This window comes from Kitasatospora sp. NBC_01560 (assembly GCF_045208415.1).
Taxonomy (GTDB): domain Bacteria; phylum Actinomycetota; class Actinomycetes; order Streptomycetales; family Streptomycetaceae; genus Kitasatospora.
The window spans coordinates 5158438-5172341 of the sequence record NZ_CP109364.1 but is presented as its reverse complement, the minus strand read 5'-3'; the positions used below and the strand labels follow the sequence as shown (position 1 = coordinate 5172341).

The window sequence follows — 13904 nt, the reverse complement described above, 5'->3', positions numbered from 1 at the left end:
CGTTTCCCCGCGACACGAAGGGCTCTGTTGTCGGCGTTCGGAAGTAGGGTGCCCGCCACCGTCATGAACGAGGAGCCCCTGTTGCCAGAGCGCCTGAGCGACGACAAGCGGCAGGAACTGATCAAGAAGTGGATCTCGCCGTCCACCGAGGCCGAAGCTGTCCGACAAGACCGGGCAGAGCGGATGGTGAAGGACGCGATAGGCGCACACGCCGTCCACGCGACCCAGCGTTCACGCGCGACCCCCCCTCTAATAGGGGCTCGCGTGTACGCCTCGCCGTGAACGCCCGGCCTTCGAACAGTCTTACGCGCTTCCACCGCACGCCGTAACGTCCCGTGATCTGATCTGCATAAGCCCAGAAACAGCACTGCCAGCGCATTGCCAGCCCCTGGCTACAAGAGTTCACCTGTGATTCGGACCCAGGTCAGACCGCCGGAAGCCGGAGCAAGTTGTGGGGTTGGTCATCCTTGCCCCGGCTTGCTCCTGACGGAGCAAGTTGTCGCATAGGACGGTCCTACCGCCCGCCACCCGCATCTGCCCTCGCCCAGGGGTGCGAGGGCAACCCCGGGGTCAAGGCCAGCGGGGAGGTCGCGAAGGTGCTGCATTGCCAGGCCCATAGGCCCGAAACTCAGCTCTCGTGCTCGGCGGCGACCCCTGGCACACAGTTCAGCGACCACTCGTGCTCCAGGATCGAGTAGGTAATCGAGTCGCGCCAGGCGCCGTGGACGAAGACGTGGTCGCGGATCCGCCCGTCCTCGGTCATGCCAGCCCGCAACAGGGTGCGCGCGGAGGCCTCGTTGAGCGGTGAGCGGGCCGCCCAGATTCGGTGCAGGCCCAAAGTGTTGAAGCCGAGGGCGCACAGCAGGTGGATGGTTTCCGTGCCGAGGCCCTTGCCCCACTCGGCTGGGTGGAGGGCGAAGCCGATGGTGGCGGCCTGCTGCGGCTCGGTGGCCAGGCGGGCGTAGCCGATCAGCTGGTGCTCGCCGAGCCGGATGATGGCGAGGCAGTACTCGGTGCGCGGGGTGGCGTTCGCAGAGGCGATGGAGCGGGCGGTGATCGCGTGGACCTGCTCGCGGGTGCGGGGTTCGAAGCTGAGGTGTCGGGTGGCCTCGGGGTCGCCGTAGATGGCCAGGAGGGCGTCGGTGTCCTCGGGTTCGACTTCGCGCAGTGCCAGACGGGGGCCGGCCAGGTGGACTGGGGTCATGGCTGCGGAGCCTATCCGTGGGGTCACCGGACGAGGACCGAGGTCGGGGTGGCGGTGAAGGCCTCGATCTCCTCGCGCAGGTCGACCACCGCACCGCCGTTGCGGCGGCCGTCGCCGTGTAGGGCGGCGTGGACGCGTTGGGCGCTGCTGACGATGCCGAAGTTCCGCTGCTCGATGGGGAGGTCGAGCACCGGGCGGACGGCCTCGGCAGCACCTTCGATCTCGCCCCGGGCGATGCGGGCGAGAGCGAGGTCAGTCTGGGCGCCTGCCTCGTCACCGAACGCCCACTCGTCCTCGGAGGCGTCGCGGTAGGCGGCAACGGCGGCCTCGGACTGGCTCTCGCCGAGCGCCGGGTCCTCGCCGAGCTGCACGCTGGCCTCGGCGACGTAGTAGAGCTGGCGAGGCACCGGAAAGGTCATGATGCCGCCGAAGGCGTCGAGGTAGTCGGATTCGACGGCCGCGCGGGCATCCTCAGCCTGCTGGATGGCGGTGCGGGTGCCCTCGCCGTCGCCGAGGAGGGAGTGGGCGCGGGCGGAGAGACAGGCCAGCCAGACGCCGGTGGTTCCGCGGACGTTGCCCGCCACGTTCTGGCCGAGGGCGGCGTACTCGGCGGCTTCAGCGGGCCGCCCTGCCCAGTAGGAGATGAGCGACTGGAGCGAGCGGACCCAGGCGCGCATGGCGTGGTGGTCCGCGTTGTCGGCGCAGACGAAGGCGGTGCGGGCCTGCATCATCGCGGCGCTCGGGTTGCCGAGGTCGTGGCTGGCCTTGGCGAGCATGCCGGAGGTGACCCCGGCGAGCAGGTACAGCTCCCGGGCCTGCAGGGGCTTGACCCGGCCGTGCTCCAGCAGCCGGAAGGTGAGGTCCTGGACCTCGACCAGGTCACCGAGCAGGGTCGGCAGCGCCAGCTTCGGGTAGGCGACGGTCAGCCGCCGTACCTCGTCGTGGATCTGTCCCAGGGTCTCCGGGCCGATGCTGCTGCCCTCCGCCATCGCGGTGAACCGAAGTGCACGACGAGCCGCCATTGCGACCTGCCTTTCCAATTCCGTGGTGCCCGCGTCGAAGCGGGTCTCGCTGTTGGACGGGCCGCCGGCAGGCAGTACCGCTGCCTGCTCGGAGGGGAGGAGGACAGGGACTGGCCGTGGCGGCGGGAGGACGAACGAGGCGGCGGTTGCAGGCGCAGGCAGCGAAGCCGCCGGGGCGGGCGCGAGGAGCACGCCGACGCTGACGCCGAACATGGCCTCCAGCACTCGGCACTGGTCTGGGTAGGGGCGGGTCTTGACCGCGCCGCCGTACCAGCGCTCGAACTGCCGCTTGGAGACCGACAAGCCCCGGAGCCGGGGGTCGTTCTCCTGCTCGGCGGCCGAGTTCGCGGTCGCCTCGAACCGGAGGCGGAAGGTCTCGTAGACCTGCCAGTGCCGCTGCAGCGTCAATGCCCTTAAGAGTGTGGGAGTTTCGACCACTGCGATCCTCTCCGTCCCCGTTCGTCTGCTCTGACGATAGCCATGGTCGGGCGGCAGGAAACGCGTTCGAGGACCGTACGGGCCAGATGACGGCAGCCATGACGGCGGTCATGACGCACGACGTCGTCTGCCGCGCGAACCAGGTCCGGCGACGACGCCGCCATGACGGCGGCGATGTCGTATCCATGCCCAACCGCCCGCCGCCATGCTGAACAGCCTTCGCAATCCGCGCACAACCGAACGCGAAGCGTGAGATCAAGGTGGGAGGGATCCGATGGACAACGCCACGACCGGACACACCGCCGAAGCGCGGCCCCTGACGGATACCACGACGAACGCAACTGCCGAAGAAGGCCGCGTCACTCGCGCCAGGCGCCGTCCGGGGCTGACCATCCGGACGTTCAGGGTCGCCCAGGACGGCACCCGCTACGACGACTCCGGCGTGACCCGCGCCGACCCGGGCCCCGACGAGTACGTCGCCCGGATCGAGGTCTGGCCCGCCTGTGCCTGCCCGCAGCATCGCGCCAGCTGATCTGCGCGAGTCGCATCCACCACCCCGGGGGCGCGACAACGCCCCAACCCTTTTCCACTCGCTCGCCCGAGAGGAGAACCAGCCATGCACCGGCTGACCGACGCGCCCGCGCTGCACACCGGGCTGGAGCGCATCGACTACCGCACCACCCCCGCGTACTACTTCGACACCGAGCAGATCACCGACCCGGTCGTGCTGCACCTGCTGAGCCGCTGCCCGACCATTTTCGGCATCAAGAAGGCCATCGCCGACCTGCTGGCCGGCAACCTGGACATCCCGCTGCCCGAGGCCACCGGGATCATCGAGCCCGGCGCCACCGTTCGGGGCCACGTGATCGTGGCGCCCGGGGCCGTCATCGCCGAAGGCGCGTTCGTCACCGGCCCGGTGCTGGTCTGCCCCGGCGCGGTGATCGAGGCCGGCGCCCGGGTGCGCGACAACACCGTCGTCGGCCCCGGCTGCCGCATCGGCTTCGGCGCCGAGGTCACCCGCTCCCTGCTGACCGGTGGCGTCTTCATGAAGCACACCAGCTTCGTCGGGGACTCCGTGCTCGGCCTCGGCGTCAACATCGGCGCGTTCGTGTCCACCACCGGCCTGCGGGTCACCTCCGGACCGGTCACCGAACCGGCCACCGAAGAGGTCTGCGCCCATCTCGACGGCCACCGAGTCGCCACCGGCCAAACCAAGTTCGGCGCGGTGATCGGCGACGGCGTCATCGTTCCCGCCGGCACCGTGCTCCAGCCCGCCACCCTGATCGGCGCGCACACCCTGCTCTACCCGAAGACCCAGGTCGGGGGCTTCTTCCCGGCCGGAAGCCAGGGAAGGTGACCATGCCCGCCACCGACACCACCACGACGACCGACCAGCGGGCCGTACGGATCGCCGGAGCCCGCCGTCTGGCCGGCACCGCCACCGTCCAGGGCAGCAAGAACATCGCTCTGCACCTGTACGCCGCCGCGATCCTCGCCGATGACCCGCTCACCCTGACCGGTACACCCGAGATCCTGGACACCCTGGTCGTCGCCGACATCCTGCAGCGCACCGGCACCCGCGCCACCGTGACCGGAGACGAGTTCGCCACCCGACCGGCCGACTCCTACTTCCCCGTCATCCCGGACGACCTCGGACGGCGCATCCGCACTACCGCGGTCATGGGCGGCGCCCTGCTGGCCCGCGCCGGCAAGGTCACCTTCCCCACCCCCGGCGGGGACGCCTTCTGCGCCCGCTACATCGACCGGCACCTGGCCGCGATGGAAGCCGCCGGGGCCGAGGTCGAGGTGACCCGGGGCCGGGTGCGGGCCCGGGTCACGGGCAAGCGGCTGCCGTTCATCACCGACGCCGAGACCCGCTCGTGGGGGCCGAGCCTGGGCGCGACGGTCACCGCGATGCTGCTGGCCGCCCGTACCCCGGGCACCTCCGCGATCCTCAACCCCAGCGTGGAACCCGAGGTCACCCACACCGCCGCCTTGCTCTCGCAGGCTGGCGTCGGCATCGAGTGGCGCGGCAGGACTGCACTGAACGTCACCGGCACCGACCGCATCCGGGGCGGGGTGTTCACCGTGCCACCGGACCGGCTGGAGGCCGCCACCCTCGCGCTGGCCGCCGCCATCACCGGCGGCACCGTCCACCTGGACGGCTTCCCGCCCGCCGCGTTCCCGGACGGACTGGTGTCGGTATTCGCTGACGCCGGAATCCAGCTCGACCCGCTGGACGGCGGAACGGCCGTCAGCACACCGGCTGGGCCGCGACCGGTACAGATGGCCACCGGCCCGCACCCGGGCTTCCCGACCGACGTGCAGCCGCAGCTGACCGCCTTCCTCACCCAGGCCGAGGGCAACTCCCGCATCGACGAGCGGATCTACACCCAGCGCGACACCCATCTGCCCGCCCTGGCCGCGTTCGGCGCCGCCGTCAACGCGACCGGCTCGGTGATCACCGTCCGAGGCCGGTCCGCCCTCACCGCCGCCGACGTGGCCGGGGAGGACATCCGGGCGGTGACCGCTCTCGTGATCGCCGCCCTGGCCGCCGAGGGCACCTCTACGATCCGAGGGATGTATCACCTGCGGCGCGGATACGGCAGCCTGCTGCCGAAGTTGGCCGCGCTCGGTGCCCACCTGACGATCGACCAGGAGTAGCCATGACCAACACAGTGCCGTGGACCCCGAACGCGCTCGCCGACCTGCGCGAGTGCCTGGACCTGATGACCGCAGACGGCACGGTGCCCGGCGGTGTCATCGCCCACGGCACCTTCGACACTGATCCCGGTTACCTGGCCTCCGGCGTCGTCGCCCCCGAGTGCGGCGATGCCCGGCCGGGGCCGGACACGGTGTACGACGTGGCGTCGCTGACCAAGGTCCTGGCCACCTGGCCGCTGGTCGGCACCTCCCTCATGGATGGCTTCACCCTGGACACCCCGATCCGCGAACTGCTGACCGACATCCCCGCCGATGCACCCGGCGGCCAGGTGACGGTTGGCCAGGTCCTGGCCCACACCTCCGGCCTGCGGGCCGACACCCGCCTCGACCAGTACCGCAACCGCACCGAACCGCTTGCCCACCTGATCTGCGGAGAGCCGCTGATCGCCGACCCCGGAGCCGGACACCACTACATCAACCGCGGCTTCATCCTCCTCGGCCTGGCCCTGGCCCACTACCGCTGCCGACGCCTGGACGAGCTGGCGGCCGAGCTCTGGCAGGACCTCGGCATGACCAGCACGACCTACGGACCGGTGCCCCGCTCCGCTCAGGTCGCCCCGACCGAGCAGCGGTTGAACGGCGGGCCCCGGCTGTGGGGGATGCCGCACGACGACAACGCCGCCCTGCTCGGCGGAGTCGCCGGCCACGCCGGGGTGTTCACCACCCCGGCCGACCTCGCCACCTTCGCCACCCACCTGCTGACCTCGCACGCCACTGGCGGGCCCCTGGGCCGCTGGCTCGCCCACAGCATGCAGCCACAGGCCGAGATCGAGGCGGGCCTCGACCGTGGCCTGGCCTGGATCCTCGCCGACGAGGGCCGGATCGCCTACCACCACGGCTTCACCGGAACCAGCCTCTACCTCGCCCCGGCCACCGGCCGCTACCTGGCCATCTGCACCAACGCCGTCTACCACCACCAGGACAACCGCACCCGCCTCGCCCCGCTGCGGGCTCTCGCCCTGAAGGCGATCACCGACGAACCCTAGGAGGGCCACCCGTGCCCAGCACCACGCTCGCGTCCCTGACCACCCTGCGGCTCGGCGGCCCGGCCAACGACGTCCTGCAGGTCGCCGATCCCGACGACTGGTTCGAACTGGTCCGTACGATCGGCGACCGGCAGGGGGACGCACCCCTCACCCTCGGTCATGGCAGCAACGTCATCGCCTCCGACACCGGCCACGAGGGCACCGTCGCCGTGATGAACACCCGAGGCATCACCGCGAAGCGGGTGGACGACGACACCGTGGCCGCGACCGTCCAGGCCGGCCACCCCCTCGCCGACCTCGTCCAGTGGGCCGCAGCCGAACACCTCGCCGGGATCGAGTGCCTGGCAGGCATACCCGGCACTGTCGGCGCCGCCCCCGTCCAGAACGCCGGAGCCTATGGCCAGCAGGTCTCCGACACCCTCGACCACCTCACCGCCTGGGACTGGGACATGGGCCGCCTGCGGACCCTGCCCGCCCAGGCATGCCGCCTCCGCCACCGCGACAGCCGCTTCAAGAACGACCCCGGCCGCTGGACAATCCTCACCGCGACCTTCCACCTCACCCGCTCACCGGCTGCCCCGATCAGCTACCAGCCGCTCGCCGACGAACTCAGCGTCCACGTGGGCGCCCGACCGCCCGTCGCCGAGGTGGCCGCCGCCGTCCTCGCCAACCGCCACCGGCGTGGACTCCTCCTCGACCCACACGGCCCCGACGCCCGCCAAGCCGGATCGGTCTTCCTCAACCCGCCCGTCTCCGCCGCCCAGGCCGCCCGCTGGTCGGCTGCCGGCTGCCCGGTCCACACCGACAGCGACGGGCAGCTGCGTGCCAGCGCCGGCTGGCTGCTGGAGCACACCGGCTACCGCCCCGCCTACAAGATCGCGGCCGGCATCCGCTGCTCGGAACGCCGGACCCTCACGCTCACCGCCCACGACGGAGCGACCGCAACGGGCTTCGCCCGGGCCCTGACCGAACTCTCAACGCAGGTCAAGATCGCAACTGGGATCTCCCTCCAGCCCGAGCCGATGCTGGTCGGTGCCTGGGCATGAAGAGCCACGTGGGAACCGAGACCTTCATGACGAGGCCAAGACCACCCACTCCGCACCACCCCCATCGACAGCCACGACGAGGCGCGAAGCGCACCAGTACCGCCCAGGTTCTGGAAGTGAACCTCTGAACTATGACCAGGCCAACAGCTCCATGGCCGGCACTCCCCACTCAATCCATCGCCGAACCTCCCACACCCCCATGAGTCGAATGCCGTGTGCGCCTGCAAACTGTAGGGCCGGCTTCGTGTAGAACCCGTTCGTGACAACGATGGCGACATCGGCCCGATGCTCCGGAACCGCGGTCCCGTTGAATGCCTGCAATGCCCCTGTACCGACATTGGCTCCCTTAGATGTGTGCTTGCACTGGACCACGACCCTCTGCCCGGCCGGGGATAGTGCAATTACGTCCGCACCGAGGTCCCCAGGCTTTCCCTGATCCTGGATTATCGTGAATCCGTCCTGTCGCAGCCGTCCGGCTACCAGCCGCTCAAAATCCTGGTGATGCATTGTCCGTATGGCCTCCATCGAGAGGCTTCTACCGGACCGCAGCAGCCCGATCCTGAGGGCTTCCAAGCGCGCAACATCGTGGACCGAGTCGCGACAGCCCTTCAGGGCGGCCCGATACACCGCTTGAGCGGAAGTCAGCCCGGCAGAGAACCCAGCAACCGCCTCCACCTTCAGCGACGCTTCCAGGTCAGGAATAGCCTCCTCGCCAGGTACAAGGCGGAACGCAGGCTCAACGCTCTCCCAGAACCTCCCACATTCCTCAACACTAGCGTCCACCTCAGTCCGCAGATTTGCCAGAGTCGCAGCCAGCTTTCCTGTAGCGGACGAGAGGTCGCTAGTACGTTCTGGCGGCACCGAGCGGCCTACAGGGCAGGTGAATTCGGCCTGATGAACCTTGATCGCCGCTGCTGCTTCACGTTCAACCCGCTCCTGGTGAGCCCGCAGTTCCGCATAGACATGCCGCAGGTAGCGACCTTCTCCGCTGAGAAGGTGTCCGTCCAGGTGCTCTCTGCGGCGATGCTCTTTCAAGGCCAGCTCGTGGATGGCATTGCGGTGCCGGGCCATCAGTTCGACGAGCCGCTCGCGCGCCTTCGCCAACTCGAAATAAACGCCTGCAATGGCTTCGAACTCCACGGACCATTCTGGCACCCGCGGCTCGCGTGCGTAGAACCCACTGGTGTCGTAGCCGAGAAGCCTCTGCATGGAGCGTCGAAGTCTCCGAGTGCGGTCAGCCGCATCAGCAACCGCCTTCTTCTCAACCCCAAGAAGGGCTACAAGGTCGCGGCAAGCTGCTTCACACGACTCCTCGAACCTGGCAGATGGCGGGCCATAGTTAGGTCCTGCCCCGTACTGACCGACCTTCACCCGCCTCTCCGTCTCCTGAAGTTCCCTATCGACCAGGTCACAGTGCTCCTGGAACGCCTCCTCTGCTTCCAGCAGGAAATACGCCTCCTCGTTCCACAGCCACACCGCCAGCATTTGAGTCTCATCGGCAACTGCGATCTGCCTCCCCATCCATTTGCGAAGTCGCGGATCGGAGTACCGGGGAGGCAGCACGGGAAGAGAGAGATCAATTTTCACTCGCGGATGCTACACAAGAAAGACTCGCCTTGCCTGCCTCTGCTCACGGCTGGATGGCCAGTGCCGCTCTCGGGACCTCGTGGCTGCCTTCGTGGCACCGGACAGACAGGTCCAGAAGTCCTCCAGCAATTGATCTCGCAGCGCGCGGAGACTCGTTGGCCGACGCATCATCAAGGTTCTTATCGGGCAGCCGGCGCAGGCGCCCTGCAACCACGAAAATCTGAAGGTGATTGGCCACCAACCATTCCCCGAGCGGCCACTCCCGTGCCTGCCCGAGCGACGGCTCCTGAAGGGCCGCACCAGACGCACTTCCCTCGGCCTGCCTGGCAAATTGGGCACCGCCGGCGATTCACGCCGATCCATCAACCTCCCGTCTCGAACTGACGCAGCGGCCTTTCCTCCGCGAGAAGTTGGCATAGCGCTGGTTTGCAGGTGTCGTGTAGCGAGCAGGCTGTCACGGTCCCCTGCTGCATATCGTGAGAGGTGCTGTTTGAAGCCGTCACGCGGCGAGTCACGGTCCAAGAAGCCCGCGAGCCGGCCTGGTGAGGACATGCTCCGTGCTGTCCTTGCGAAGGCGCCCACCGAACAGCGGAAGCTCGCTGATGGCCGAGATACGAAGGCCGTTCTCCTCGGCATGGTCCATGAGTGGGGCGAGATCCGCGGTGGCAAGGTCTGGTGCGAAGTCATTGGCAGCCGGTGGGCTCACTTGTCCGATGACTCATGGGTCATCGGCGACTACCGTCCACTCGGCCTGAGTGCGGACATGTGCGCGGTCAGCGATCACGCGGTGGCACGAACCTTGGCTTCCGGCTACCAGAAAATGATCTCTAGCAGCGTGCCCCCGGTGTCCTACTGGAGTGTCATCACCACGCTGGAGGACGTCATACCCGTCATGCTCGCTGTCCTTGACCGCGAACTGACCGGAGCAATCGCATGCCTCGATTGGTACCTCCAGACAACATGCTCCCCCAGGCTCTGCCCACATCACCCAGACGGCGACGGCCCCCCGATCTGCGGCTCGACCGCCTGTGCAGACGCTGCACCCGACAGCCCTTGTGACTGTGTCTGCGGGGGCGAGAATCACGGCATCGACAGGGGTGCACTCCGTACTGCACGCCCCGAAGCACCCGACTGGTCCTCCGTGCCGGCACCGTTGTGGCAGCCGGGCTTCGGCACCGTAGAGGTAGATCCGACGCACCGCCGGATTGCTGGACGTAGTCCGTTCAGCCGGCATGGCACTCGTGTACGTGCCCCCTCAGTCGCGTGGACCGGCACGGTAGAAGGTGCACCAGCAGCCCGAAACTGAGCACCACCTGGTCTCAGTTTTGGTCTCATGCACCCCCGTCCAGCCGGGTTCAGCCGCCGCCCAGCGGTTCACTCTGCCGCAGGTCAGAACGGGTGTGAACCTCGGCGGACGGCGTTCGGGAGAATTGGAAGGCGCGTTGGGAGCAATCCCTCACGAGTTCGAATCTCGTATCCTCCGCCGGCAGAAGGCCCGGACCGCCCTTGGGTTCTAGGGGTCGTTGCAACACCGCTTGGTTTCAGACGGTGAGTAGATCACGTAGACGCTCGGCTGGGGTATCCCAGCCGAGCGTCTTGCGTGGGCGGCCGTTGAGCTCCTGGGCGACGTGTTCGAGGTCTTCGGGACCGTGCATGCTCAGGTCGGTGCCCTTCGGGAAGTACTGCCGCAGCAGCCCGGGTGCTGCGTTCGACCAGGGTGGCGATCGCGGAGCGTCCGCCCGCGCCGAGGATCAGGTCGCCTCCCCAGTGACCGGGTACGGCCCGGTCCTCGACGTCGGCGGGGCGGTCGCTGATCATCACCATCGGGTCGATGAACCGGGAAGTGCGCCGCTCGGGGTTCCGGCGCGGTTTGCGGCGGGTCCGGCCGGAGCGAACGGCTGCCTGTACTTCCCGCTCCAGGCCGCCGCGGGCCTGGAAGTACAGCGCCTGGTAGATCGTTTCCACGCTCACCCGCATGCTCTCGTCGCCGGGATGTTCCCTTTGCAGAGCGTGGCAGATCTGTTCCGGTGACCACCGCCTGCGCAGTCGGTCCTGGACGAAGCGGGGCAGTCGTCCCTCGCGCAGCAGCTTGCGGTCCTTGGGCCGGGGCCGGCGCGCTGTCGCCGCCCGGTGGGCTTGGTAGGGCCGGTAGCCCTCGCTGCCGGAGTTCGCGTCGATCTCCCGCTTGACCGTGCTCGCGGGCCGCCCCAGGGCCCGTCCGATCGCCCGCAGCGAAGGAATCGCTCCCGCAACCCAGCAAGATCACTACGCCCAACGCCAACGGTCCTCGCACCTCCCGCAGATCGCGGGTGTTGCAAGGACCGTTAGAACCCAAGGCCTCGCGGTCCGGGCCTTCGTCGTTCCCCCGGCGCTGCGGACGCGGGGCGGTCGGCCGATGATGGAGGTCCAGGGGGCCCGCGACGTTCGAGGGCGGCGTATGACTGGATGGCACGTCCGGGACTTCACCCCGGACGACCTCGAAGCGGTGGTCCGGCTCGACGCGGAGAGCGCCACCACGGACCGGGCCGCCGTCTTCCGCCTCTCCGACGTGGTCGCCGCGTTGCAGGCACGTGATCCGAGCGTCGTCGTGGTGGCCGACGGGCGTCTCGTGGGCGCGGCGGTGGGCCGGGTGGACGGGGACCGGGCCTGGGTGCTGCGCATCGCCCTGCACCCCGGCTGGCGCAACCTGGGCATCGGCACCGCCCTGCTGTCCGCGCTGGAGCACCGTCTGCGGGAGGCCGGTGCCCGGATCGTCGCAGCGGTGCTGCCCGAGGAGGAGACCGGCGCCACCGCACTGGTCAACTCCGGATTCCACCCCCACCGCGGGCTCACGTACTTCGAGAAGTCGGAGGTCGTCAGCGCCCAGGGCCCGACGGTCCTGGCGATGCTGGGCGCGGTCATGCCCGAAGCCCGCCTGTGGGAGCGGCTCACGGGCATGGCCGACGAGAAGCGGCTGATCGAGCGGCGACTGGTGCTGCCCCTGGCCAACCCCGAGCTGGCGGACGCCCACGGAGTGGAACCTCCCCGTGCCGTCGTGCTGTTCGGTCCGCCGGGCACGGGCAAGAGCACGTTCGCCAAGGCCGTGGCCGGTCGGCTCGGCTGGCCGTTCATCGAGCTCTTCCCCTCCCGGCTCACGTCCGAGGACGGGCTGGCCAGCGGGCTCGGCCGGCGCTTCGAGGAGGTGGCCGACCTCGACCACGTGCTGCTCTTCATCGACGAGGTCGAGGAGGTCGCCGGTACGCGCAGCCTCGCCGCCCCCGCGGCGGTCGGCGTGGTCAACGAACTCCTCAAGTCGATCGTGCGGTTCCGGGACCGCGACGGCCGGCTCCTCGTCTGCGCCACCAACTCGGTGGCCGCCCTGGACCCGGCGTTCCTGCGCCACGGCCGGTTCGACTACCTCCTGCCCGTCGGGCCGCCCGACGCGGCGGCCCGCGACGCGCTGTGGGCCGACTACACGGCGAAGACGGGTACCGCCGCCGACACCGCGGTCCTCGCCGAAGCGAGTGAGGGCTTCACCCCCGCCGACATCAGGCAGGTCGCCATGGCGGTCGCCCAGAGCACCTTCGAACGCACCCTCGACACCGGCGAGCGGACCCAACCCGGCACCCGGGACTACCTGGACGCCATCCACCGCACCCGTCCGACCGTCTCCGAGGAGATGGCACGGGAGTTCGCCGACCAGGCGGTCCGCTACGGGCGGGTCTGAGCGTACGCCGCCCGGTTCCGCGTGTCCCTCCGAAGGCGCCGGGAGGGCCCTCACCGCCGTGAGCGGGCCCGTTCGGGCCGGACGGAGAGTAGCCTGGACAACACCGAAGGCATCCCGCATGCCGGCACCGGATACTGGCGTCGTCTCCGGCGAACGGCAACGCCGGACCAGGCTTCGTGCGCCGGGCCCGGGGACAGGTCCTCGACCCCATGACCACCGTGCTCGATCGCGTGACACCCGCCGCCCCTGATTCCACCGCACGGCTCTGCCTCACGCCCAGTGGCGTGCGGCCCGGCCGTCTGGACGGAGCCTGGTGGCCCCGCTCGCGCGACCTTCTCCTCGAACTCCCCGCCCTGGCCGCCGACATCGACGAGCGGTGGGGCCGGGTCACCCGAATCACCGTGAACCCCGCGCAGTGGCCCGTCATCCCTCGGCGGATCCCGGTCACCGGGCACACCGTCCACGTGGGCTGGTTCGCCGCCGAACAGGACGAGCACACGTGCGCGGTGTTCTCGTACGCCCCGCTCAGGCTGAACCTGCTGGTCGTCCCGCCGGAGACGGACGCCGTCGATGCCGCCCGGTTGATGGCTGCAGCCGCCGCTCCCGCGAACACCATGGGCGCGAGCGACCTGCTCGCCCCGGAGCCGGCCGGTGGAGCCCCGCGGCCGGGGGCCCGTTCCGACTTCCTGCCGTCGGCCGTCGCTCCGCCCGGCGGTGCCGGTGCGGTGGGCCTGCGGGCGGACGTCGCCCGCGACCGGGCGGCCTCCTGGCCGGTGTCCGTGTAGTCGGCAGGGCGTCGAGGCGGCGGGTCGGGGGCGGCGCGGGGGCGATCCCGCGGGGGCGATCGCGGGACGGTGCCCGCCCGCCACGGCCGAGGAGCAGAGGGTGTCACTCGCGTGACCACTCGGCCTCGGCCCGGGGCGGGCCGTCGCCGTCGGCACCCTCCCAGAGGCGGATCCTGATCGCCCGCGGGCCGGGCGCGGGGCGGGCGAGCGTACGCACGAACACGTCCCGCAGGTGGTTGGCCGCCCGCTGGGGCGTCCCGTCGTACTCCAGCGGGTCCTGCTGGGGGGCACCGTCCTGCCGGGACCAGCGGCCGTCGTCGTCCTGCGTCTCCAGAACCCATCGGTAGTGCCCCATGCCGGCCTCCGCGCTGACGTTCCCGCCCCGGTCACGACGGTACGGGCGGGG

11 protein-coding genes and 1 pseudogene are annotated in these 13904 nt (G+C 69.8%); 7 read left to right on the top strand and 5 right to left on the bottom strand.

Features of this window, described 5'->3' with window-relative positions:
• Positions 1-628 precede the first annotated feature (628 nt).
• A complete protein-coding gene (locus OH807_RS22615; RefSeq protein ID WP_406201800.1) occupies positions 629-1204 on the bottom strand; it encodes a GNAT family N-acetyltransferase in 576 nt (191 codons plus the stop codon).
• A gap of 23 nt (positions 1205-1227) precedes the next feature.
• Entirely contained in the window at positions 1228-2634 is a 1407-nt protein-coding gene (locus OH807_RS22610) for a hypothetical protein (protein ID WP_406201797.1), read from the bottom strand.
• A gap of 304 nt (positions 2635-2938) precedes the next feature.
• Between OH807_RS22610 and OH807_RS22605 the strand changes: the two genes are divergently transcribed.
• The 5 genes from OH807_RS22605 to OH807_RS22585 all read left to right on the top strand — a co-directional run bounded on the left by OH807_RS22605 (position 2939) and on the right by OH807_RS22585 (position 7420).
• The gene (locus OH807_RS22605) at positions 2939-3196 is read left to right on the top strand and encodes a hypothetical protein (protein ID WP_406201795.1); all 258 of its coding nucleotides are present in this window, start codon (positions 2939-2941) and stop codon (positions 3194-3196) included.
• An 84-nt stretch (positions 3197-3280) separates the two neighbouring features.
• The gene (locus OH807_RS22600) at positions 3281-4021 is read left to right on the top strand and encodes a hypothetical protein (RefSeq protein ID WP_406201793.1); all 741 of its coding nucleotides are present in this window, start codon (positions 3281-3283) and stop codon (positions 4019-4021) included.
• 2 nt (positions 4022-4023) lie between these two features.
• Complete coding sequence (locus OH807_RS22595) at positions 4024-5328, top strand: UDP-N-acetylglucosamine 1-carboxyvinyltransferase (protein WP_406201790.1); 1305 nt, start codon at positions 4024-4026, stop codon at positions 5326-5328.
• Positions 5329-5330: 2 nt separating this feature from the next.
• Positions 5331-6374, top strand: a complete 1044-nt coding sequence (locus OH807_RS22590; RefSeq protein WP_406201788.1) for a serine hydrolase domain-containing protein — start codon at positions 5331-5333, stop codon at positions 6372-6374.
• 11 nt (positions 6375-6385) lie between these two features.
• Complete coding sequence (locus OH807_RS22585) at positions 6386-7420, top strand: UDP-N-acetylmuramate dehydrogenase (protein ID WP_406201785.1); 1035 nt, start codon at positions 6386-6388, stop codon at positions 7418-7420.
• Between the two features lie 129 nt (positions 7421-7549).
• On the opposite strand, the gene OH807_RS22580 is transcribed toward OH807_RS22585, so the two are convergent.
• Positions 7550-9007, bottom strand: a complete 1458-nt coding sequence (locus OH807_RS22580; RefSeq protein WP_406201783.1) for a restriction endonuclease — start codon at positions 9005-9007, stop codon at positions 7550-7552.
• A 1541-nt stretch (positions 9008-10548) separates the two neighbouring features.
• Positions 10549-11242 (bottom strand): annotated as a pseudogene (locus OH807_RS22575) (IS30 family transposase); the annotation flags it as partial.
• A 202-nt stretch (positions 11243-11444) separates the two neighbouring features.
• On the opposite strand from OH807_RS22575, the gene OH807_RS22570 reads away from it, so the two are divergent.
• The gene (locus OH807_RS22570) at positions 11445-12713 is read left to right on the top strand and encodes an ATP-binding protein (RefSeq protein ID WP_406201781.1); all 1269 of its coding nucleotides are present in this window, start codon (positions 11445-11447) and stop codon (positions 12711-12713) included.
• A 209-nt stretch (positions 12714-12922) separates the two neighbouring features.
• Positions 12923-13498: a DUF5994 family protein gene (locus OH807_RS22565; RefSeq protein ID WP_406201779.1), complete on the top strand. Its 576-nt coding sequence runs from the start codon at positions 12923-12925 to the stop codon at positions 13496-13498.
• 103 nt (positions 13499-13601) lie between these two features.
• Here OH807_RS22565 and OH807_RS22560 read toward each other — a convergent pair whose 3' ends face one another.
• A complete protein-coding gene (locus OH807_RS22560) occupies positions 13602-13853 on the bottom strand; it encodes a hypothetical protein (protein ID WP_406201776.1) in 252 nt (83 codons plus the stop codon).
• Positions 13854-13904: the final 51 nt, after the last annotated feature.